This window comes from Siphonobacter aquaeclarae (genome assembly GCF_900103285.1).
In the GTDB taxonomy this organism is placed as follows: Bacteria; Bacteroidota; Bacteroidia; order Cytophagales; family Spirosomataceae; genus Siphonobacter; species Siphonobacter aquaeclarae.
Map to the genome: position 1 here is coordinate 454,151 of NZ_FNGS01000001.1, position 23,510 is coordinate 477,660.

Annotated in this window: 16 protein-coding genes; 14 read left to right on the forward strand and 2 right to left on the reverse strand. The window is 52.7% G+C overall.

Annotated elements, in window-relative coordinates:
• The first annotated feature begins 9 nt into the window (after positions 1-9).
• From BLR09_RS01705 to BLR09_RS01715, 3 genes are all read left to right on the forward strand, one after another.
• Entirely contained in the window at positions 10-1,488 is a 1,479-nt protein-coding gene (locus BLR09_RS01705; RefSeq protein ID WP_218126567.1) for an MFS transporter, read from the forward strand.
• Between the two features lie 183 nt (positions 1,489-1,671).
• On the forward strand, positions 1,672-2,064 hold the full coding sequence (locus tag BLR09_RS01710) for a VOC family protein (RefSeq protein ID WP_093196876.1): 393 nt from the start codon (positions 1,672-1,674) through the stop codon (positions 2,062-2,064).
• Between the two features lie 254 nt (positions 2,065-2,318).
• On the forward strand, positions 2,319-3,530 hold the full coding sequence (locus tag BLR09_RS01715; protein WP_093196878.1) for an FAD-dependent monooxygenase: 1,212 nt from the start codon (positions 2,319-2,321) through the stop codon (positions 3,528-3,530).
• A gap of 255 nt (positions 3,531-3,785) precedes the next feature.
• Here the strand turns inward: BLR09_RS01715 and BLR09_RS01720 are convergent, their stop codons facing one another.
• Positions 3,786-4,214, reverse strand: coding sequence for a hypothetical protein (locus BLR09_RS01720; protein WP_143010989.1), 429 nt, complete (start codon positions 4,212-4,214; stop codon positions 3,786-3,788).
• 442 nt (positions 4,215-4,656) lie between these two features.
• Between BLR09_RS01720 and BLR09_RS01725 the strand changes: the two genes are divergently transcribed.
• The 10 genes from BLR09_RS01725 (at position 4,657) to BLR09_RS01775 (ending at position 20,765) form a co-directional block, all read left to right on the forward strand.
• On the forward strand, positions 4,657-5,448 hold the full coding sequence (locus BLR09_RS01725) for an SDR family oxidoreductase (protein WP_093197807.1): 792 nt from the start codon (positions 4,657-4,659) through the stop codon (positions 5,446-5,448).
• 61 nt (positions 5,449-5,509) lie between these two features.
• On the forward strand, positions 5,510-5,911 hold the full coding sequence (locus BLR09_RS01730; RefSeq protein WP_093196882.1) for a GlcG/HbpS family heme-binding protein: 402 nt from the start codon (positions 5,510-5,512) through the stop codon (positions 5,909-5,911).
• 17 nt (positions 5,912-5,928) lie between these two features.
• Positions 5,929-6,759, forward strand: a complete 831-nt coding sequence (locus tag BLR09_RS01735; protein WP_218126568.1) for an AraC family transcriptional regulator — start codon at positions 5,929-5,931, stop codon at positions 6,757-6,759.
• 237 nt (positions 6,760-6,996) lie between these two features.
• On the forward strand, positions 6,997-7,587 hold the full coding sequence (locus BLR09_RS01740; protein ID WP_093196886.1) for an RNA polymerase sigma factor: 591 nt from the start codon (positions 6,997-6,999) through the stop codon (positions 7,585-7,587).
• A gap of 99 nt (positions 7,588-7,686) precedes the next feature.
• A complete protein-coding gene (locus tag BLR09_RS01745) occupies positions 7,687-8,790 on the forward strand; it encodes a FecR family protein (protein WP_093196888.1) in 1,104 nt (367 codons plus the stop codon).
• 267 nt (positions 8,791-9,057) lie between these two features.
• Entirely contained in the window at positions 9,058-12,414 is a 3,357-nt protein-coding gene (locus BLR09_RS01750; RefSeq protein WP_176785407.1) for a TonB-dependent receptor, read from the forward strand.
• Between the two features lie 27 nt (positions 12,415-12,441).
• Positions 12,442-13,875: a RagB/SusD family nutrient uptake outer membrane protein gene (locus BLR09_RS01755; RefSeq protein WP_093196892.1), complete on the forward strand. Its 1,434-nt coding sequence runs from the start codon at positions 12,442-12,444 to the stop codon at positions 13,873-13,875.
• Between the two features lie 50 nt (positions 13,876-13,925).
• Positions 13,926-15,512, forward strand: a complete 1,587-nt coding sequence (locus BLR09_RS01760) for an FAD-dependent oxidoreductase (protein WP_093196894.1) — start codon at positions 13,926-13,928, stop codon at positions 15,510-15,512.
• Between the two features lie 200 nt (positions 15,513-15,712).
• A complete protein-coding gene (gene bla / locus BLR09_RS01765) occupies positions 15,713-16,606 on the forward strand; it encodes a class A beta-lactamase, subclass A2 (RefSeq protein ID WP_093196896.1) in 894 nt (297 codons plus the stop codon).
• 838 nt (positions 16,607-17,444) lie between these two features.
• Positions 17,445-20,765 (forward strand): T9SS type A sorting domain-containing protein, encoded by a 3,321-nt coding sequence (locus BLR09_RS01775; protein ID WP_093196901.1) that lies wholly within the window; start codon positions 17,445-17,447, stop codon positions 20,763-20,765.
• Positions 20,766-20,897: 132 nt separating this feature from the next.
• Here the strand turns inward: BLR09_RS01775 and BLR09_RS01780 are convergent, their stop codons facing one another.
• Positions 20,898-22,934 (reverse strand): copper-translocating P-type ATPase, encoded by a 2,037-nt coding sequence (locus BLR09_RS01780; protein ID WP_394331395.1) that lies wholly within the window; start codon positions 22,932-22,934, stop codon positions 20,898-20,900.
• Between the two features lie 135 nt (positions 22,935-23,069).
• On the opposite strand from BLR09_RS01780, the gene BLR09_RS25415 reads away from it, so the two are divergent.
• The gene (locus tag BLR09_RS25415; RefSeq protein WP_176785408.1) at positions 23,070-23,246 is read left to right on the forward strand and encodes a hypothetical protein; all 177 of its coding nucleotides are present in this window, start codon (positions 23,070-23,072) and stop codon (positions 23,244-23,246) included.
• The last annotated feature ends 264 nt before the right edge of the window (positions 23,247-23,510 follow it).

Here is a 23,510-nt window from a genome sequence, read left to right on the forward strand (position 1 = left end):
TACTACCCCGTGACATCCCTGTCTCAAAGGCGGTACTCTTCATCTGATCCATCGTGCCGGGATTTATGGCACAGTATCCGCCGTGTATGTTTTCCTGAAAATGGTTTTGTTATGAAAAAAGAAAAAGCAGGGATACAGCTTGTTGTTTCCCTTTGTGTATTACTCGCCTCTTTAGGAACAAGCATCGCCAATATTGCCCTCCCCGTTTTTGAAGGCGCCTTTTCGGCAACGTTTCAGTCGGTTCAGTGGGTTACTATTTCCTATTTGCTGGCAACGACCGTTTCGGTAATGATTGCAGGTAAGCTGGCCGATCAATCCGGGCATACCCGGATATTGCGGATCGGTATATTACTGTTTACGACAGCCTCACTTTTGTGCGCGGTGGCTTCTACTATTCCGGTATTGATCCTGTTTCGGGCTGTTCAGGGTATAGGTGCTGCTGTTTTGATGACAGTTGGTATTACAATCAGTAAGAAGCATAGTGAAGCGCTCAAAATCGGTAGCGCAATGGGCCTGATCGGTACCATGTCTGCAATAGGTACAGCGTTGGGACCCTCAGTCGGGGGGCAATTGCTCAGCGTCTGGGACTGGCCATCCATTTTTCTGTTGTTATTCTTCTTGGGTATTCTGGCTTTCGGACTGAGTTTACGTTATCTCCCTGAAGACAAGCCAACTACCCAAAAGACCGGGCGGATTCATTTACCCTCCGTCCTGGCGCTTGTCCTGTCAATTGCTGCTTACGCACTTTCGTTGACGCTGGGGAGGAAGTATGCCGGCCCGGGAACCGGCTTCCTCATTCTTGTGTGTCTGCTGTCGGGAGGCATGTTCTTCTATCTTCAAAAACGGAGCAGCAGTCCGTTGATCGATATCGGTATCCTGAAGAACGGGATGCTGAGAAACGCATTGCTGGCAAATTTTTTGGTTTCCAATCTCATGATGACCACGCTTATCGTCGGACCGTTTTTTCTGACGATCGGTCTGAAGCTCGACAAAGCCACTGTGGGTTGGGTGATGTCCATCGGGCCGTTGATTTCTATCCTGACAGGGATACCTGCCGGAAAATTTGTGGATAAGAAAGGGTCGGGCTCTATCATCAAAACAGGCTTACTGTGCCTCCTGGCAGGAGCGATTAACCTGGCCATTCTCCCGACGGTTTGGGGGGTGACGGGTTATCTGATCGGAATTGCCATAGTAACACCTGGGTACCAATTGTTTCAGGCAGGTAACAACACCGCTGTCATGGCTAACACCGGTAACAGGCAGGACGGTGTTATTTCCGGTATGCTGAACCTCTCCCGAAATTTGGGTCTCATTACGGGCGCTTCCATCATGGGAGCGTTGTTTTCAGCCGCGGTCGCGACTGAGCCGGTCCGCTTGGCCAAACCCGAAAATATCCTGTTCGGCGCTTCGGTTACATTTGGAGCCGCGGCCGTTTTGGTCGGGTTGGCAGGTATAAAATCTTATAGGAAAGGCGGTTCAGGCGAATAATCGCCTGATATTATCCGGGTTTCCCTCTTTGACTGATTCCTTCGCCTGTCCGGGGCGCACGTCCTTGGAATAATTCATTAACGCCGGAATAATTTTGGAAGAGTAGTTGATTGCCGTCGGCAAAGAAAAACGGGCTGTCTATACTTGAAGCTTTCTATCTTGTATTCCTGGTAAACAAAACGCATGAAACAACACCTCGCTTACATTTCCCTCCTTGTGCAGGACTACGACGAAGCCCTCCGATTTTATACAGAAAAGCTCCTCTTTCGTCTGGTTGAAGACACAACGCTGTCAGAAGAGAAACGATGGGTACTCGTTGCACCACCCGGATCCGACGGATGTTGCCTGCTATTGGCAAAAGCGGCAAACGAAGAGCAAAGGAAGTTTGTAGGAAACCAGAGCGGTGGACGGGTGTTTCTGTTCCTGTTTACGGACGACTTTCAGCGGGATTTTGACCGGATGACAACGGTCGGCATCCGGTTTGTCAGAGCCCCGAAACAGGAGCCATACGGTACAGTCGCTGTCTTCGAGGACCTTTACGGAAACCTGTGGGATTTGATCGAGCCCAGGCATTGAAAATACACCCGCTGACAATGATCCTTCCAGCGACATAGTAACCCTTCCCGGTAACCCGACGGGCGGCTTCCCCTGCCGGTGGTCCTTCGTTGCCCATCTTTTGTGCAATAGCCTGATACAGAAGCACAGTATGGTCTTGTCAGGTACGATCCGAAGCCTGCTTTTTCTGATTCTTTTTTTGTCGTCCGTAAAATTTCAATTTATCTTTGTTAATAAGATATTTATTTATCTAAATAATTAACTCTTCAATAAAGATGTCTATATCAAACAAGAAGGTACTGATCGTCGGCGGAGGTATCGCCGGTCCGGCGCTGGCAATTCAGCTGATCGGACAAGGAGCTGAGGTAAAAATCATCGAAGCCCGCACCGAAGCGGAGATGCAGGAAGGGCTGTTTTTCGGGATATCACCTAACGGGCTGAATATCCTGTCCGGCCTCGTTGATATCTCCGGTCTCTACAAAGAGTACGTCCCCGGAACACTCCGCTTTTATAATTCAAAAGGGCGGCAGATCGCCGAACTCGATGCCTCCTATCAAAAGGCCGCCTATGGCACCAGCAGTATCCAGGTCAAGCGCTCGGCGATCACCAACCTGCTGCAGGAAAAACTGAACGGACTGGGTGTGCCTATCGAATACGGTTGCCGACTACAATCCATTGAACACCAGGGACCTAAAATCAACATAGACACCAACAAAGGTCTCCTCGCCGGCTATGACCTCCTGATCGGCGCCGACGGCATCCATTCCCGTTGCAGAAAACTTGTTTTTCCGCAAGCCCCTAGTCCCACCTATACCAAAATGCTCTCGACCGGAGCCGTCGTAAAGATTCCAGGCTGGTCGGACGCTTCCGAAGCCGTGGAGATGACGTTTGGCGAAAAGGCATTCTTTGGTTTTTCCACGACCAATACCGGAACCGTCTGGTGGTTCAATAACTACGACTGGGAGCAGGAACCTGACCGCAAGGCATTTCAAGATCCTTCGTTTCAGCAGAATATCAAAAAAGAACTGCTCGAACTTCATAAAAACGACTACGGCAAAATCAGGGAGATTATTTTCGCCGGCAGTGATCTGTTTGCCTACCCCATCTACGATATGCCGCCTCTGGAGAAATGGCATACCGAAAACGTTTGCCTGATCGGAGATGCTGCCCATGCCATCTCTCCCCATACCGGGCAGGGTGCTTCGCTGGCGTTGGAAGACAGTGCCGTTCTGGCAAAGTGCCTGGCCTGCAATCCGAATCCCGGACTCGCCTTTTCCCGCTTTCAGCAATTGAGGTCGGACCGTGTAGCCCGTGTCATTGCACAGGCGAGAAAAGTAGGCCGGGCGAAATCAAAACCGAACCCGATCGCCAACTTTTTCCGCGATCTCGTGCTGAAGTTTTTTATCCATACAGAGAAGAAAAAAATGGACTGGATATATGGATATGACGTCAATAAGCTGGACTATGGTTCAAGCGGGACATCCTGATAAAATACTCTGTTAATCCCGGCGTCTCCCCTTCCGCCGCAAACGGCTCCGCTCTTCGGGATGTTCCGAAGGACATCTCGAAGCCAGATAAAAAAGATATGATATCTTTTCACTAGATGTCAGGAAACAGTCTTTCAGATTTAAATCAGAGTTATCTGAACTTCGAGATGTCCGTCGGAACATCTCGAAGAACGAAGCGAAATGACCAAAATTCTCATGCCTCTTGTGCTTATAGTGGTTTTTTGTCCATCGTCGTTACTTCACTACCTGAATCGTGTAGCCGCCAGGTTGATTGATATAGCCGTCTATGTCAAATTCTTGCTTCGAAACACCATCATCCAGTTGCACGTGAGGAGATGCCGGTCCCATGGATCCTTCGTTAATGGCTACCACACCGATCCAGTTTTCGCCATCTGCCAATTGTACTTCCAGGCATTTTTTTTCCTCAATCAATTCGTAATTGGAGAGAATTTTTTTACCGTTAACATAGAGATCGATAATGTCTCCGTCGATAACACTGTAATCCCAGATACATATTTTTAGCTTATTGTTTTTGACGGAAATGGTCCCCTGATTCTCATAGTTGGCCGGGAGCGACCCACCGACAGGTACCATTTCTTCTTTTTTCTTGCAGGACGCTACGACTAGAAGACTAAGTAGCAAAACGCGGAGATGTGTTTTCATGATGCAGAAGGTTTGGTATGCTTGCTACAAAGTAAACCTTGGCCTGAACGTCGCGAAATCATAGGAATGGTGGATAGAGGTGGTCTGACTTCGCCACAAGGAGGTTGTCACAGTTGTCGTCCGAATAACCTTAAGCTCATTAGGAAATCATTATAAATGATCCTGTGCTCGGCGAGACCAGTACCCGGTAACTTCATACCTGAACTGCTTTGATTTCCCTGTTTCCAGATAGGACGTTCAGAAATCTCCTTCAGGAGTTTACCGATCTTTCTCAAAAGCGGCCTATTTCCTGATCATGCATGCGCCTCCCGTACGCGTAAATTCAAGCCGGCACTTGCTGAACTGGTCCGCTCAGCAACACAACCATGAGCTTTCCACCTATATGTCCGAAACCGAAACACCTGAGCTTTGCAACCCGTACCACCAACTAAAACCGAACAAAATGAGTAAGACCATTTTAATCACCGGAGCGGCCAGCGGATTTGGGAAAATAGTAGCGTTCGACCTGGCAAAAAAAGGTTATAAGGTCATCGCTACCGCGCAGGTATACCCGCAGGTCAGCGATTTGATCAGGGAAGCCGGGGAGCTGGGAATTGATCTCATCGTCGACAAGCTGGACGTCACCAGTTCCCGGGACCTGGCGTATATCCATCAGAAATACGACATCGATATTCTCGTCAGCAATGCCGGGATTATGGAAGGCGGGCCCATTGCCGAGCAACCGGTTGAGCTGATCCGTTCGATGTTCGACGTCAACGTATTTGGCGGACTGGAACTGGCCCAGGGATTCATCAAAAAATTCATCGAACAGAAGAAACCCGGCAAAATCGTCTTCACAACGTCCATGGGCGAATTATGGACGGTACCGTATGTGGCGGCGTACTGCGCATCGAAACATGCCATGGGCTCGATTGCCGAAGGCCTGAAAACGGAACTTGCTCCTTTCAACATCCAAATCGCCACGTGTAATCCCGGCGTATTCGGAACGGGGTTCAATGACCGCGGCGTTGACTCGATCTTCCGCTGGTACAATCCCGACGTGAATTTCACACCGCTGTCGGCGTTTGACGGCGCAGCCGAATCCCTGGCACACCAGCTGGACCCCCAGGCGATGGCCGAATGCATCGTGAACGTGGTACTCGACGAGAATCCCAACTTCCGGAACGTTTTCCCCAAAGAGACGGAAGATTTTGTCAAACAGCTTCAGGCTGAAGCCTGGACGGCCAAAAGCTAGTTGATTTTCCACCGGGAAGGTGCGGGCGTAACTGTACCTTCCCAACTAACACCCGATATAGATGAATATCTCCTACCAGCAGGCAGCGAATGTGTTGAACGCTGCCTCGGAAAAAGCCCGTGCTCTTTCGATTCCGGTGACCATTGCGGTTGTCGACACCGGCGGCCATCTGATGGCATTGGCGCGGCTCGACAGCGTTTCCGGCGTCGTAGATTTTGCTGTCAGAAAAGCAAAAACAGCGGTTGCATTTGGTGTCGACAGCGACACAATGGGATCCATTATCGCCGGCGCTGGTATTAACGCTGCCGGAATGATTGATTCGAACGGCGGACTGCTTACTATTGCAGGCGGTGTCGTAATCCGGAACCAGTCCGGCGATACCGTAGGTGCCATCGCTTCATCAGGCGGTACGCCCGAACAAGACAAGGAAATCGCAGCGGCAGGTGCAGCCGTATTCGCCTGAAAATTCGTATGGAGGCAGTGAAAGAACTAATTTTCGACAGGCTGGTCTATTCCTGTGCTTTTGAAAAAGTCAGGGGTATGGAAGAGTTTATTCCGGAACACTTTCTGGGATTTCAGCTCGCCGGTGAAACACATGCCTTCTACGCAGGAACCAGTACGATCATTCCTGAAAATTCGATCGTATTGGTCCGGAAAAATCAACTCATACGGACGACCAAATACCCTTCGAAATCAGGCAGTTACAAGTTCGTTTCCATTACGCTCGACAAGGAAGTCCTGCAAAAATACGCCCTGGAAAACAGGATCAGGGCAGCAGCCCGGTACGAAGGAAGCCAAAAGTTGATTTTTGAACCGGACGATTTCCTGCGGAGCTACTTTCTTTCACTGGCTCCTTACATCAATAAAACGAAAGAAGCCACACCGCGGCTGGCCGAATTGAAAATCAGGGAGGCGGTAGAATTATTGTTACAATGCAACCCTGATTTTCATACTATTCTCTTTGATTTTTCCGACCCCTTCAAAGTGGATCTGGCGGAATTCATGAACGAGCATTACATGTTCAATATTCCTGTTGAATCCCTCGCAAAACTCACCGGACGCAGTCTTTCAGCCTTCAAGCGTGATTTTACGCGGGTCTTCAACGCCCCTCCGAAACAATGGCTGCTCAACCGGCGACTGGACGAAGCGCATTATCTGATCAAATACAAAAGACAAAAGCCGGTTGATTTTTACCTGGACCTTGGCTTTGAGAACCTGTCTCATTTCTACTACGCATTCAAGCACCGGTTCGGACAGACGTCTTCCGAAGTCCGGGCATACGGGCCTGCCACTGATCAGCGGCATCCATAGCGCGTCAGCTACGCTAAAATCATGAGCGTCATCCGGGAACCTGCCTGAAAGCGATTTCCCGTAGTAATGCCGGCCATTGACCCGGAGCCTGCCGTATTCTACTATTTTCCTTCAACTGACGGGTGCGGATCTACGTGCCCGCTACTTCTTTATCCATATATCCGCCGACGGAGGATGCCGGTTAAAACAATATCACTAATTTTATAAAATTTATAAGCCATATAATGTTATCCGCGCTTGATTAACGAACGGCAATCTGACGAACAGCTTTGGAACGCCCTCCGGGAGGGTGATCAGGATGCCTTTTCGGCATTGTATCAGCGCTTTTATGCTACTTTATACAGCTATGGCTATAAGGTAGCCGACAATGTCACGCTGGTAGAAGACGCCATTCAGGACCTGTTCGTGGATCTCTGGCGGATGCGCCGCTCGGTCTCCGGCGCCGAGTCCGTCAAATTCTACCTGTTCCGCTCTCTCCGGCGGAAAATCCATGTGCTGAGCAAAAAAGAAGACGGTTGGCACTTCGTGGATACCGAAACCCATGCAGCTCCGGAAAGCTACTCCGCCGAACACCCGCTGATGCAGGAAGAAGAGCAGTCGCAATTGATTGAACGTATAACCTATGCGTTAGAAAAACTTCCCCCGCGCCAGCAGGAGGTGATTGCGCTCCGCTTCTATCAGGGATTCAAAAACGAGGAAATTGCCCGGATCATGGGTATTACCGAAAAATCGGTTCGGAATACCCTGCACAAGGCCTTGAGTCATCTGCGCGAGCAGGCTCCCTTTCTGGCACCGTTGCTGGGCTTTCTGCTGTGGTGGTTTTCCTGACGAAAAAGAAAATTTTCCGGAAACCGAGGGGACAATTTTGCAACGCCGTGCTCTTGTTGTTCGGTAGTGCCGCTACAGGCCGTTTTCTACCCGACACGCATGGAGAATTACCGCAACTATACTGCCGAAGAGTTTGCTCAGGATGCTTTTTTTCAGCAATCGGTTTACCGCCCGACTGCCGACTCCGATTTTTTCTGGAGCAGCTTTCTGGAACGCTATCCCGAGAAACAGCCTGTGGTGACGGCGGCCCGGACCTTTCTCCAAGCCGTTGAAAAGGGCCAGGTACTACCATCTGCCGAGCAGGGAGCGCGGATGTGGCAGGGTATTGAGCGACAGTTGCAGGAACCAGAAAGCACCCCGGAAATACCGGAATCGCCCGTCCGCCGGATAGGTCTCCGCTGGATCCGGGCGGCAGCCGTACTGTTGATGATGGGTTTCGGCTGGTGGTTTGTTACAAAACCCGGTACCTATGACCGGTCTATCGCGCAGAAAGGATGGTCGCTGATTACCGGCACAACGCTGGAGGAAAAGGTCAACGATACCACTTCTCCCCTTTCCATTCGCCTGAGTGATGGCAGCCGGGTGGTCCTGCAGCCCCGGAGCCGCATCCGGTACCCGAAAAGTTTCGACGCTTCCAAAAGGGAAACCTACCTGGAAGGAGAAGGCTTTTTTGACGTCGCCCGAAATACCCTGCAACCTTTTATCGTGTATTCGGGAAAGGTAATAACGCAGGTGGTCGGGACCAGCTTCACGATCCGAGCCATTCCCGAAGCAAAAACCATTTCTGTAGCTGTCCGGACCGGGAAAGTAGCTGTTTACACACGCAACGCGGCGGAAGAAGCCTCCCGTAACCGGTTGCTGCTGACACCCAACCAGCAAGCCATTTTTGATATCGGCAGCGGGCAACTGACCAAACGCCTGGTCGATGAACCGGTTCTCGTTGCCCGGGCTGCCGGAACTCAGTCATTTATCTTTAATAATGCCCCTGTCAGCCAGGTATTCCGTAAACTGGAGCAGGCATACGGCGTCACGATTCAATACGATTCGACGGCGCTCCGGCACTGTAACCTGACGGCCCCGCTGGGCAACGAACCTCTTTTCCGGAAGCTGGACATCATCTGCCAGACAATCGGCGCGACCTACGAAGTCTGGGACACGCGGATTGTGGTAACCGGTTCCGGTTGCGAAACATCCAATCAATAACCTCTGAATCATTGAACCTCTAAACCTATATACTATGAACCTGCCGTAACCTCTCCCCGAAAAAAGACCGGACAACCGGCTACCGCTGTTGCAACCAGCGCTAATCCGTTGTCCGGTCTTATCTGACGTCACCTCTCCCTTTTCCGGTCTTGCAACTACCCTGAAAAAGCGGGGACGGGATGTTTTTGCTCCTAACTACCATTCAGTCGAACAAAAACGGTTAAAAATATGAAAAAATTACGGGAATCATTTACCGTGACTGCCCTTATGAAAATCACCTGTTTACCGCTGCTACTGCTGCTGCTTTCCGTCGGCCTGACCGCTGCCCGGGACGGTATGGCGCAGGATTTACTGAGCAGGCCGGTTTCTGTTCAGTTCGAGAACAGGGATTTGGAAACCATTCTCCGCCGGATTGAAAAAGCGGCGGGTGTTAAGTTTACGTACGTTCCGCAGGTAGTCGAAGCACACCGGAAGGTATCGATCCGGGCCAGCAACGACCGATTGGAAACCGTACTCGACCGCCTGCTCAGGCCACTGAATATCAGTTACCAGGTATCAGGTACTTACATTGTGCTGCGAAAGGAAACGTCCGGGGTCGTCGCTCCAGCCAGCGGACAGGTACCCGCCGAGCGGCTCATTACCGGCACCGTTACCGACGAAAAGGGAAACACGATCCCGGGTGTCAGTATTCTGCTGAAAGGCACCCAGCGGGGTACGGTCACCAACGGGCAGGGAGCCTTCCAGCTTGCTGTTCCGGAAAACGATCCGGTGCTGGTATTCAGCTTTGTCGGATACCAGACGCAGGAAATAGCCGTCGGGAACCAGACTACGCTGTCGATTCGCCTGGTCGTCGACGACAAAGCACTCAACGAGGTCGTTGTCATCGGCTACGGAGCGGTCAAAAAGCGGGACCTGACCGGATCGGTAGGTTCGATCGGAACCACTGAACTGAAAGCGCAGCCGATTTCCTCGTTCAACCAGGCGCTCCAGGGGCGGGTCAGCGGTGTGCAGGTAACCAACGCGTCGAACGCGCCGGGCGGGGGCATCACCGTACGCGTGCGGGGTGGTAATTCGATTTCGGCCAGTAACGATCCGCTGTATGTGATTGACGGCTTTCCGGTGACCAACCCGTCGTCGGCACAGGGTGCGGGTGGCTCGGCCAATTTTCCGAATGTTCTGTCAACGATCAACCCGAATGACATTGAGAGCATCGAGGTATTGAAGGATGCTTCGGCTACGGCCATTTACGGATCGAGAGGCGCAAACGGCGTCGTACTCGTCACCACCCGGCGCGGGAAAGAAGGCCTGTCGAATGTTGATTTTGAAACGTATGCCGGCGTTTCCAGCATTTCCAATATGCTGCAGCTCGCTACGGCCGAACAGCAGACCGCACTCAAAAATGAGCAGCTGCGCAATCTCGGCTTTGCCGAACGGTACGGCTATACAACCGCCTACCCGAAGACGCCGGCTGAATACGGCGTGGGTACCAACTGGCAAAAGGAAATCTACCGGGCGGCGCCTACGCAGAGCTATCAGCTTTCGGCCTCCGGCGGAACCGAAAAACTCCGGTACCTGGTCAGCGGCAACTATTTCAACCAGGACGGGATCGTCATTGCCAATAATTTCAAACGGTATACTGCGCGCATGAACCTGGACGCAAGGCTCAGCAACCGGCTGAAAATCGGCACGAACTTTCTGGTAACCTATAGCATCAACAACGGCATCAACGAGGCCGGTACCAACGGGCCGGTCGGCGCGGCACGCGTTATTTCTCCGGCAAGCCCGGTACATGACGCAAGCGGCAACTGGCAGCTGCTGAACGTAGGACCCGGCTCCGGGATGGCTTCCATTCCCAACCCGGTGGCGGTGCTGCGTACTTCCACGAATGCGCTGTTTACCACCCGGGTACTCGGGAATGCATTCGCCGACTACCAGATTGCAGAAGGCCTGAGCGCGCGGGTGAGCCTGGGAGCGGATCTGCTTACCAGTCGGCGGAACGTCTTCTATACTCCTCAGACACTGGTGGCCAATACGGTAAACGGCTATGGTTCGAACGGCAACGCGAACAACATCAACCTGCTCAACGAAAATACGGTAACCTATTCGAAAGTATTGAATACCAGTCACTCATTCGACGTCGTAGCCGGGGTTACGTTCCAGTCGAACCGGGAGGACCGCTCCTACCAGGAAGCGCAGAATTTTGCCAACTATACCCTGGGCGCCAATAACCTCGGGCAGGGCTCGGTACTGATCGCGCCCACTACGACCGCGCAAAAATGGGGACTCAACTCCTACCTGGGCCGGGTAAACTACCGCTTCAAGGACCGGTACCTGTTTACACTGACAGGCCGGATAGACGGCTCCTCCCGCTTTGGAACAAACAATAAATACGGCTTCTTTCCCTCGGGCGCCGTTGCGTGGCGGGTATCGGATGAACCTTTCCTGAAAACAAGCCCGCTGGTCAGCGAACTGAAATTCAGGCTGAGCTATGGCGTGACGGGGAACGACGGTATCGGGTTGTATAATTCATTGTCTTCCTATGTTACCTCGCGTACGGTTTTCGGAGATACAGAGGTACTGACTACTCAGGCGGCGACGATCGGCAACCCCGATCTGCGCTGGGAGAAAACCGGTCAGTTTGACGCGGGTTTCGACCTGAGCCTGTTCACCAACCGCCTCCAGCTGACAGCCGATTATTACATCAAAACGACAACCGACCTGCTGCTGGGTATAGACCTGCCTGCCACGACCGGCTTCACGACTGTCACCCGGAACATCGGCAGTCTCCGGAACCGGGGAATTGAATTGGGTATTTCGACGGTCAATACCACCGGTGCGGTCAAATGGACGACTTCCGGGAATTTTTCCCTGAACCGGAACAAGGTCCTGAAACTGGCCGACGCCGATCAGTACCTCGTTACAGACCCGAATACCTCGGTACAGACGATCGTCAAAGTAGGCCAGCCGATCGGTTCTTTTTACGGCCGTGTTTTTGACGGCGTCTGGCAATCGACCGATGCCGTCAAAGCAGCCGGCGCGCTGGCGCAAACGGGAGACCTTGGAGGCGCTCCACGCTTCAAAGATGTGAACGGCGACGGCGTATTCAACAACGCGACCGACCGCGCTATCATCGGAAACGGCCTGCCTAAATTTATCTATGGCTTGACGAATACGGTCTCGTACCGCGGTCTGGACCTGTCGGTATTCATACAGGGAGTACAAGGCAATCAGGTATTTAACTATACACGGAGCGTAACTGAAATTGACCCGGGCGCTACCCCGCTGCAAAGCTATATCAACGATCACTGGAAGACGGACAAGCCGTCGAACAACCGCCCGTCGGCCCGCCAGTGGAACATCTCCAACAGCTCCTATCTGATTGAAGACGGTTCGTTCCTGCGGCTCAAGAACGTATCGCTGGGATACCGCATTCCGCTGAAAACCAAGGCGCTGAAAGCAGCCAGGATCTATGTCAGCGGGCAAAACCTGTTCACCGTTTCGCGGTATTCCGGGTATGATCCGGAAGTAAACTCGAGCTTCAACAGCAATACGACCTACGGAATCGACAACTACGCCTACCCCGTTTCCCGCACGTATACCATCGGAGGCACCCTGACTTTCTGATCTCAAACGATAAGACACAGACATACCATGAACCGAGTCCTTTCTATCCTGAGTATCATGGGCTTTCTGCTGACGGCGGAAAGCTGCCGGAGCAACCTTGAGGAAGTGCCGCTCAGTTTTCTGAGCGAATCCAATTCGTTTAACAATGCCGATGACGCAACGACGGCCATCAACGCCGTGTACGGCCGCGCCAAGGCAATCTACCAAATGCCGATGATCGTTTTGGGTGATCTGAGCGGCGACGATCTCTGGATACGCAGCGATGCCGATCCGATTACCAGCGAGATCGACCAGTTTAAATACACGGCGTCCAACAACTACTTCGATACCTTTTATACCAACTCGTACATCACCATTGACCGGGCGAACCGGGTAATCGAAAACGTTCCGAAGATTGCGATGGACACCAAACTCCGCGATCAGATCGTCGCCGAAGCTAAATTCCTGAGGGCGTTGCATTATTTTAACCTGGTTCAGGCATTCGGGGATGTTCCGCTGGTGACGAAAACAACGACCGACGTCGTCAATGTCAAGATTCCCCGCGACCCTGCTGCGAAGGTCTATGGGCAGATTATTCAGGATCTGCAGGACGCGGAAAAGGCGCTGCCCATAAGCTATTCCGCTGCTGCGGAAATCGGCCGGGCTACGGTTGGAGCCGCCAAATCGATTCTGGCGAAGGTATACCTGACGCATAAGGAATGGGCCAACGCCGCCGCCAAAGCCAGGGAAGTCATCGATTCGAAAACCTACCGCCTCGTTCCGGACTATCAGGATGTATTCAACCCGGACAAGGAAAACGGTCCGGAGCATATTTTCTCCCTTCAATTCAGTTGCCTGCAACCTAAGTACGGCAGCGCTATGGCAGAAAATTTTGCTATCTACTTCAGTTATCCGATTAACCAGACAGGCGGCGCTTTTCAGGTGACTGATTCCTACGCCAATTCCTTTGTCGCCGGCGATTACCGCAGGCAAGTAGCTGTCATTACCCAGAAAACGCTGGCGAATGGTACTGTAGTGCAGTCACGTACCGGCCCGCACCTGGATAAATACTGGGACCCCAACGCCTGTGGCGCAGCCGCCGCCCGTAACAACTTCCTGGTCATCCGCTATGCAGATGTGCTGCTGATGTATGCCGAAGCGCTGAACGAACTCAACGGTCCTGATGCGGAAGCCTACAACGCCATCAATCTGGTCCGGGCGCGGGCACGGAAAGGTGCGGCAACGGGACCGCAGGACCTTGCCGGCCTGACACAGAGCCAGTTCCGGGACGCTGTTTTGCAGGAGCGAAGCTGGGAACTGGCCGGAGAAGGCCATCGCCGCTGGGACTTGCTTCGCACCGGAAAACTACTGGAGGCCGCCCGGAAGCAGGGCTATGACCCATCTGAGAAATACCTGCTTTTTCCGATTCCGACGTTTGAACGGGATGCAAACCCCGCTCTGACACAGAATCCGGGATTCTGATGGTACTTTTTCGTTGTTACTACCTGTCACGATTTTATACATCCATTCAGATGAAAAACCTGCTTACACTCGGGCTGGTACTGCTGGGCAGCGTCTTCCAGTCGTTTGCTCCACCTAAGGCTGCCACATATGATGTTGTCGTTTACGGCGGCACACCCGGCGGAGTAATCGCCGCCGTGGCGGCTGCCCGCGAAGGTGCCCGGGTACTCCTGCTCGAACAAACCCGGCACGTTGGCGGGCTGAATACCAGCGGTATCGGCACCGCCGAATCCGAACACATGATCGAAGAGACGATCTCCGGCTTGCCGCTGGAGTTTTACCAGCGATTGGGCAAGTTTTACGGCAGCAACGGGCCGGCGTTCTATTTTGAGTCGCACGTTGCTGAAAAAACGTTCCTGGACCTGCTGAAAGAGGCCGGGGTAACGCTGGTATACGATGCCTTTGTTCAGTCGGTAGCCAAACAGGGAACAACGATCCGATCCATTTCCCTGACAAACGGTAACCGCTATACGGGGTTTGTCTTTATCGACGCGACGTACGAAGGCGACCTGATGGCGAAAGCCGGCGTATCGCACACGCACGGTCGGGAAAGCCGGGAACAATACGGGGAGTCGCTGGCCGGCGTTCGGTTTATCGATACGCCGATCGACGCGTCGCCATACGACGACGGAGGCCGGTTGCTACCCGGCTTTGTCGAACGCAGTACCTTATCGGATGGCCAGGCCAGCGACCGGGTAATGAACTACAATTTCCGCCTGATGCTATCGACCCGGGCGGACCGTCGCCCGTTCCCCAAACCGGCCTCGTATAACCCCGGTCGTTATATACTGCTGACCCGGTTGCTCAAAAACCACCCGGAAACGACCTTGAGCGACATTATTGACCTGTATGCCTGGAACTATCCGAAGGGCAAGTTCGAAACCAATAACAAACAGAAGGCGGTCATCTCACTGGGTCATTTCGGGGGAAACGTCGATTACCCGGAGGCAGACTACTCCCGCAGGAAAGCGATTTACGACGATCACAAAGCCTGGACGCTGGGCCTGATGTATTACCTGGCCAACGATCCGTCGGTTCCGGATGCGCTCCGACAGCAGACGCAATCCTACGGATTCAGCGCCGACGAATTCAGGGACAACGAAAATTTCCCCTACTACCTCTATGTACGGGAAGCGCGGCGCATGATCGGGGCCTATGTACAGAAACAGAAAGATATTCTGGAAGAACGCACCAAACCGGACGCAATCTGCCTGGGTTCTCACTGGATTGACTGCCATCACGTGCAGCGGGTTGCCGTTTCGAAAACGCAGTTTGTCAACGAAGGGCGTATCTGGGAAGCAATCACGCAGCCGTATGAAGTTGCATACCGGGTTATCACACCGAAATCGGCGGAATGTACCAACCTGCTCGTTCCGGTATGTGCGTCGGCGTCGCACGTGGGTTTCTGCTCTCTGCGCGTCGAATCGACCTGGATGCAACTGGGCAACAGCGCCGGTATCGCGGCGGCAATGGCGGTACGGCAGAAGAAGCCGGTTCAGCAATTAGCCGTTTCCGATCTGCAGGAAAATCTGCGGAAAAAGGGCGTTATCCTTTCCGTTGATCATCAGGTATGGAACGGGACGAAGGACCTCCGGTAGCCGGCCGGGCAATTCGGATCTTTCCATGAACCAACCCGTTTTTGAAAACCGATAGCCAGGTAGCCCGAAGACCGGGTTACCTGGTTTTTTTGTAATGGATACTGTGAAATAATAAAGGGGGCAGTCTTCCTTTCTTCCGATTAAATAGAGTTATTGAGAACGCATTGAAAAAATACCTCTTATTTGTGAATACACCTGCCATGCGAATCGTGCTGCTGTCAGTTGCCCTGCTGGCGGCTTTTTCTCCCGTTTCCTCCCAAATTACATCTCTCCGGACAAAAATCGAACAAATCACAAAAGGCAGGAAAGCGACGGTAGGCGTTGGCATTCATGCGTTTCGCGACGGTCAGACATTGACCATCAACAGAAACAGGCACCTTCCGATGCAGAGTGTCTACAAGTTTCACGTCGCCCTCGCAGTGCTGAAAGAAGTGGACAAAGGCCGGTTCCGGCTTGATCAGAACATGCATGTGAAAAAGAGCGATTACGTACCTGGCCTGCACAGCCCGATGAGCGAAGCCTATCCGGGTGGGAATGTGGACCTGCCGCTGGCAGATATCATTCGGTTTATGGTGGCCGATAGCGACGGCAGCGCCTGCGACTACCTTTTCAGGCTGTTGGGCGGGCCGGTGCGGGTCAATACCGTCATCCATGAGCTGGGTATTCAGGGCGTTGCGATCCGGAATACAGAAGAAATGATGCAGGCAACGGGCAACTGGGATGTTCAGTACTCCAACTGGACAACCCCGGTGGCAATGCTCGATCTGATGAAGTTATTCTACCAACGTAAAATTCTTTCCACTCGTAGCTACGATTTTCTTTGGAAAGTAATGACCGAAACTACTACCGGGCAGAATCGTCTGAAAAAGCGACTGCCTGCCGGTACGGTTGTGGCGCACAAGACAGGCACTTCAGGAACCCGGAACGGCGTGACCGGAGCGGTTAATGACGTCGGTTTTATTTCCCTGCCCGACGGCAGCTGCATCGCCGTCAGCGTGTTTGTCACCAATTCTACGGAGAGCATGGAGGCAAACGAGCAGCTCATTGCCGATATCGCAAAAGCAGCTTATGATCATTTTGCGGCATCTAAGTAATCGGGCGCCAAGCACATGCCGAATAAATACTAGTCGATTTTTTGTCTGAAAATGGCGATAACAGCGATATGGCCGTTCGAATGACTAGTATTTGTTGCAAATATTTCGATTTTTTATGAGTATTATTTATTTAAATACTTTCTGATACTAGTTTAATTATATACTTATTCATTCATGCTTTTTCTAGCTGAAATAACACCAGTAAAATTAAAGTAAAAAGATCTTGCAAGAAATAATGACTAAATTCTGTCCATTTTACCAAACATTATGGTCAAATACCTGTATGCACATAAAACAGTATTCGATTTGCCTTGTATTTAAATAGTACTCGAGATTACCCTGTCTCTTCCCTGTTTTCGTTTCTTTCTACTTTTTACTACTACAGCAGCTAATAATTTTCTTAAGTATACTTTATCACAAATGGAATAAGTATAGTATGTTTGTGGACGAAATTATAGTTATCGTCGTCATTTATCTATAGTAGTTACTAGAACATTTGTCTAAATCTGGCATACCCTGTCTAATACGTCCGGAAAAGGGTTATGTATAAACAGAGATTGTCGTTCCGTCTCTGATTTTAGTTTGATCGTTACCGGCATCAAAGTGGATCGCTGCCCTTTGTTTCCCGGTATTCTCTCCGCCTGAACAAGTTATATATCTCCGCCGTTTCAGGTACCTGCCGCCGTGTTGATACGTCGCCGTGGTCTTCCTCTCCGGAAGCAATCAGGGTCGCATTTCCTTCGTAACGTTCCTTCAGCACCGTTTGCCAGCCGGAGGTCATGTTTCGCAGAACACCATCGCCAGTTGTGAATTATTCAGTTCAATCATCCTTTCAACAATGAATGCGAGATCATTTACTTCATCCCTGCCAATCGGGCGGAAGTACTTTGGCGGATTTTCCGGCCCGGTATGGAAATCATTTTTCCTCTTTCTGATTTGGAGCACGGCGTTTACAGCTTCCTTCGTCACCCGGGCACAAACCGGATACATCTATGTTCACTCCAAAACCCTGAATGAAACCGCCTCCGGCGACATTACCTATTCCGTATCCGGCGGTCCCACGGCCGTTTCGAACTTCACCCTGAACGACCAGCCCACCCGAACCACCATCCGGGATATCGGCTTCTCCCAAAACGGACGGATCTGGGCCGTTACGAACGACCAAAAGGTCTGGTACCGGGAAGTCGGCAGCGCCACCTGGGTACAAACGACTCTGATCAGCTCCAATCAGCGAATAGATGGCGGCGCCGGTACCAGTGCCTACTTCATTAATGCAGGCGTTGCCTTTTATACAGCAGATGGTACCAGTTCTACCGCTATATCGGCTGGAACCAGCTTTACGGATATCGGCAGCGGCTGGGATAATCTCCCCTATGCCATCAACGCAACGCAGGTGCTTCGCTACAGCGGGAGCGGCACCACCTGGAACGTCATCAATTCGAGTTTGTCACCCGCGCACGTCGACGTAGACCCGGTTTCCGGGAATGTCGCCGTTGCCACGACCTCCGGAGCCACGCCGTTTTACAGCGTCACGCCGGCGGGGGTAGCGACGAGTCTCGGTGCTCCAACCAACTGGAATACAGCCGTAGCCCCCCGGGACATTGCCGTCACCGGCAAGGGAGAAATCTTTGTCACCGGCTTCATCAGTTCAGCCGCCGGAGGCTATTATGTCTCGAAGAAATTGCCAGTCGGCTGGAGCAGCTACGAAGCATCGAGCTATGATGTCGCCCAGATTACCGGCGGCCCGGGCGGGCAGATTCTCGTTACGATGAACAGCGGCGGCTGGAACAACTTCACCTACCCCTATCTCAATATTTTCGCCCGGGCAGAAGACGGCAGCAATGTCTACTACATTGACGATGAGCGTATCCGGACTGCTCCTACCGGCAATTCCATCAAAATCCCCGTGGCGCCCGGTACCTACACCATCACCGAAACCGTGCCCGGAGGCTGGAACCTCGAAAAGGTTTCTGTTTTCGATCCTTCCTCGAATTCGTCCTCCAATGTCCCTGCAAAGACCGCAACGGTTAATGTGGCAGCAGATGAAGTAGTGCACGTCGTTTTTCAAACCGGAGCCGTCGTTCCTTTTGACATGACGAACAGTTGTACGCCGACCTTTACCGAGACCTTCGGAACGGGTGCTACCGGGACCTTCGGCGCGGCGCCCAACGGTACCACAACCTATCACCTGATTAACACGTCGACACCCGCCGAAGACGGTTTCTATAAAATCGTCAACCGGGGTTCGGATTTCAATACCTGGCCGACGGCCGCCGCGATTGTTGACCATACCTCCGGAGACGGACAAGGTTATATGTATGCCGTTAATGCCGGATACGACAAGGGCGAGTTTTTCCGGAGACGGTTTACCAACGTCAAACCCGGTGGCAACTATACCTTTTCGGCCTGGATCGTGGACCTGACGCCACAAGCATCGGTGAATGTGAATGTTAATTTCTCTGTCTATGATGCCAATACCCAGGCACTGCTGGGTACCTATACCACCGGCGAGCTTCCGGGTATCACAGCACCCGCGCCCTGGCAGCAGTTTGGTTTTACGTTCACAGCGGCGTCTACCGATATTGACCTGGTGATCTCCAATGTGGGTTTCGGCGGAAACGGGAACGACCTGGCGCTGGACGATATCTCCTTTCTGCTCGAACAGATCGCCGCGCCGACACTGACCGTTACTACTAACTGCGGCTCCGGTGCGACAATTACCGTCACCTCACCTGTCGGATCAGGCGTGGAGTACAGCCTGGACGGCGTCAACTTTCAGTCGAGCCCGGTATTTGCCAACCTTCCTGCCGGAAACTATACCGTCACCGACCGATTCGTCAACACCACCTGTACCAATAGTAGTGTGCAGAATATCAGCGTTTTCAGTATCTGCGGAAATGTCTACAACGACATCGATGCGCTGACCGATAACGTGGTCGATAACAACGGCGGCGCTCAACCAAGCTCCACGCTTCCCACCCTGTATGCAAGCCTGGTCAGCGGGGGCGTCGTCATTGCCACCGTTCCGGTTGTCAACGGTACCTATTCCTTTGGCAATGTATCTGCCGGCACCTACAGCGTGGTGTTGAAACAGGATTCTACCAACAGCACCACTCCCTCACTGCCGGCAGGCTGGGTCAATACCGGCGAGCACCTCGGAAGCTTTATGGGAAGCGACGGAACGGTCAACGGGATACTGCCCATCGGCACGGTGAGTAGCAGGGTGGTCAACGCCAACCTGGGTATTCAGCAACCGCCAACGGCACTGACGAGCACCCTGCCACCCCAACCCAACCCCGGCGGGAGCAACAACTATACCGTGCCGCCTGCCTCGTTTGACGGCGATGACCAAAACGGTGGAACCGTCACCTCCATTACCATTACCGCATTTCCGACCAATACCGAAAGCATCACCATCAACGGCAATACCTATACGCCGGCAACCTTCCCTCCGGCCGGCGTAACGGTCCCGACAGATGCCAATGGCAACCCGACACAACCGATAGCTGTCAACCCGATCGACGGAAACACCAGTGTCGTCATCACGTATACTGCTACCGACAACGGTGGCGCGGTCAGCCCGCCGGCAACGGTAACCATTCCGTTCACAGCAGGTGCGCTGCCGGTCCGACTGGCTTCCTTCAAAGCCGCCGGATCGGGAGGAACCGTCGTACTCGACTGGGTGACATTAAGCGAAGCGAATAGTAAAGGCTTTTTTGTCGAACGCAGCACCGACACCCACAGTTGGGAAAGCCTCGGATGGATAGTCTCACAGGCAGAAAACGGCATGGCGACTACCCGTCTGGCATACCGGTACGCCGACTACCAACCGGCAACGCCTGTTTCGTACTACCGATTGAAGATGATGGATCTCGACGGAACCTATACCTACAGTTCTGTTCAAAGCGTGGAAGCAGCTGACCTGATCCGGCTCGTTGCCGCGCCCAACCCGGCGCGGGATTTCTTCCGGATCAGCGGAGTTCCCCTGTCCGATATCCGGGAAGTTACCCTTCAGGATCTGACCGGACGATCCGTCTATACCGGAAGTTTCCCTGAGCAGGGCTTTATGAATGTGAAAAACGTGGCAAAGGGTTTGTATGTGTTATCCGTACAGCTAAATAACGGCATCGTCCGTCAGGCAAAAGTTTTGATTCAGTAAGAATCAACGGCCTCCGGCCGTAAGCCTGTAACGTGCGCGGTCAGATTTAGTTGAAAGGTTAGGGTTAAGGCGGTCTCATTGGGATCGCCTTACCTGTTTTTTACCCAACATTCAAATATAACCACCTGTTAATCAGCGCAGTGCTCCACGTAGCAATTGTGCATTCAACGCCACAACCACGGTACTTACCGTCATCAGTACCGCGCCGATCGCCGGGCTGAGGACAAAATCAGGATATAGAACACCCGCCGCCAGCGGGATCGCAACGACGTTGTATCCCGTCGCCCAGAACAGGTTCTGTATCATTTTCCGGTATGTCGCGCGACCGAATTCCACCAGGTGCGTGATGTCGGTCGGCCGGCTGTTCACCAAAATAATATCTGCCGTTTCGGCGGCGACATCGGTACCAGATCCGACGGCAATCCCGACATTGGCCTGCGCGAGCGCAGGAGCATCGTTGACGCCGTCGCCGGTCATCGCCACAAAAAATCCCTGGCGTTGCAGGTCCCGCACGACATTCACTTTCTGATCCGGTAGTACTTCCGCGAATACCCCGTCGAGCCCCAGCTCAGCGGCAACGGTATCTGCAACAGCCCGGTTATCGCCCGTCGCCATAAATACCTTAATACCAGAGCGTTGCAGACTACCCACCGCTTCCTTCGAATCTTCCCGGATGCGGTCGGCCAGGGCGAGAAAACCGATCAGCTTTCCATCTGCCAATACGTATACGACCGTCTCCGCCTTGCCGGCTGAAGCTTCCGGTATAGGAATGTGCTGCTCTTTCAAATACCCGGGGCTGACAACCTGTATCTGTTTCCCATTGACCATTGCCGAAACCCCTTTGCCTGTAATAGATTGAAAATCAGCAATGGCGGGTATTTCCACTGCTCTTTCTTTCGCGGCACGGACGATGCCCTGCGCAATCGGATGCTGGGACGACTGCTCCAGCGCCGCAGCCGTACCGAGCAGCATTCCTTCTTTCCATTCCTCGGACAAAGGAGCGACGCGGGGTACGCCGAAAGCTCCCTCTGTCAGGGTGCCGGTCTTGTCAAAAACCATAGCTGTGATTTTCCGGGACTCCTCGAAAGCGGTTCTGTTCCGGATCAGCAGACCCTTGCCGGCAGAAATCCCGGTCGAGATCGCTACCACCAGCGGTATAGCCACACCGAGTGCGTGCGGACAGGCCGTTACCATTACCGTCACCATCCGCTCAACGGCAAAGGCCGTTTCCTTTCCAGCTAACAACCAGGTAATCAATGTAATAAGTCCAACGGATAGCGACAGCAGCGTCAGCCATCCCGCTGCTTTGTCGGCCAGGGTTTGCGTAGCCGACTTGGCGTTTTGCGCTTCTTCGACCAATTTCACGACCTTACTGAGGTAGCTGTCTTCTCCCTTGTGGGTCACGCGAACCGTCAGGGCGCCTTCACCGTTGACGGCCCCGGCGATTACCCGGTCTTTTACCCGTTTCTCGACCGGAACGCTTTCGCCGGTCAGCATGCTTTCGTTGACGGAACTTGCTCCGTCAACTACTTCGCCATCCGTCGGAATCCGTTCGCCGGGGCGGACCAGGACAAGATCTCCTTTTTCCAGGGTATCCACTCTTACGTCCTGTAACTGCTTTCCACTGACTTTGTGCGCTTCGGCGGGCAGCATTTGTACGATCAGTTCGAGGGATCGGGACGCGCCGGCGACCGACTTCATTTCCAGGTAATGGCCCAGCAACATAATGTCGATCAGCGTAGCCAGCTCCCAGAAAAAGTCCATTCCTTCCAGCCAGTGCAATGACACCGCGACACTATAGACGAACGCAGCCGTTATAGCAACCGCTACGAGCGTCATCATACCTGGTCGCCGGTTTCGCAGCTCGTCTATCATTCCGGTAAGAAAAGGCTTACCTCCGTATACATAGATACCAGTGGCCAGCCCGATCACGATCCACTCCCGAAAAGCAAAATCCAGGTGATAACCGGCCACTTCCTGAAACATCATCGACAAGGCTACCACGGGTACCGACAGAACAACACATACCCAAAACCGCTTCCAGAAATCGGCTATCATACTGCTGTGATCATGCCCGGAATGGCCGTGACCGGAGTGCATACCAGCCGGATGACTATGGCCGGCATGTTCCTGATGCTCCGTCCCGGAATGAGCATTTGCCGGGTGCATAGGTTCATGCATTTTATGCCCCGAAGGAGGATGAACGTGGCTTTCCGCGGAGGCCGTTTCAGGATGATGGGAACCTTCTCCGCTATGTGCCTGATGTTGAGCAGTGTGACTACCGTGTCCGCCGGCCTCCATCATATGAAAAGTACCCACGGTGGATACCATACGCTGCAAGTCACTCACTACCGGATGTACATCCACCGTCAGGGTAACCTCCGGCGGATCAATAGTGACATCAGCTGCCACTATTCCCGGTTGCTCTTCGAGCACCTGTTTGACGGCGGCGGCCTGCTCGGCGGTCTTCAATCCATGTAAGTGATAGCGATGTTGGTGTCTCATGATAGACTTGACAGATGATGTAGTAAAGCAACTACTTCACTCTTATAGCACCGTTACAAAGTTCGGGTAATTCCTTACAGAATTTTCCGACTGATTAACATAATAAAATTATGGAACAATGGGCGATGAGAATCGAATAGTCACCCTTCTTTCTGACATCGGACCGAAATACGTGATTCTCGGTGTCTTCGTGAAACGGTAGCTTACGACGAAAAGTATTCCATTGAAAATCAGACAAAT

What these genes read in the sequence shown, in the direction of transcription:
- BLR09_RS01710 (WP_093196876.1), top strand. Translation starts at nt 1,672, where the DNA reads ATGAAACAACACCTCGCTTACATTTCCCTCCTTGTGCAGGACTACGAC.
- BLR09_RS01715 (WP_093196878.1), top strand. Translation starts at nt 2,319, where the DNA reads ATGTCTATATCAAACAAGAAGGTACTGATCGTCGGCGGAGGTATCGCC.
- BLR09_RS01720 (WP_143010989.1), bottom strand. Translation starts at nt 4,214, where the DNA reads ATGAAAACACATCTCCGCGTTTTGCTACTTAGTCTTCTAGTCGTAGCG.
- BLR09_RS01725 (WP_093197807.1), top strand. Translation starts at nt 4,657, where the DNA reads ATGAGTAAGACCATTTTAATCACCGGAGCGGCCAGCGGATTTGGGAAA.
- BLR09_RS01730 (WP_093196882.1), top strand. Translation starts at nt 5,510, where the DNA reads ATGAATATCTCCTACCAGCAGGCAGCGAATGTGTTGAACGCTGCCTCG.
- BLR09_RS01745 (WP_093196888.1), top strand. Translation starts at nt 7,687, where the DNA reads ATGGAGAATTACCGCAACTATACTGCCGAAGAGTTTGCTCAGGATGCT.
- BLR09_RS01750 (WP_176785407.1), top strand. Translation starts at nt 9,058, where the DNA reads ATGAAAATCACCTGTTTACCGCTGCTACTGCTGCTGCTTTCCGTCGGC.
- BLR09_RS01755 (WP_093196892.1), top strand. Translation starts at nt 12,442, where the DNA reads ATGAACCGAGTCCTTTCTATCCTGAGTATCATGGGCTTTCTGCTGACG.
- BLR09_RS01760 (WP_093196894.1), top strand. Translation starts at nt 13,926, where the DNA reads ATGAAAAACCTGCTTACACTCGGGCTGGTACTGCTGGGCAGCGTCTTC.
- bla (WP_093196896.1), top strand. Translation starts at nt 15,713, where the DNA reads ATGCGAATCGTGCTGCTGTCAGTTGCCCTGCTGGCGGCTTTTTCTCCC.
- BLR09_RS01775 (WP_093196901.1), top strand. Translation starts at nt 17,445, where the DNA reads ATGAATGCGAGATCATTTACTTCATCCCTGCCAATCGGGCGGAAGTAC.
- BLR09_RS01780 (WP_394331395.1), bottom strand. Translation starts at nt 22,934, where the DNA reads ATGCACCCGGCAAATGCTCATTCCGGGACGGAGCATCAGGAACATGCC.
- BLR09_RS25415 (WP_176785408.1), top strand. Translation starts at nt 23,070, where the DNA reads ATGAAAAGTACCCACGGTGGATACCATACGCTGCAAGTCACTCACTAC.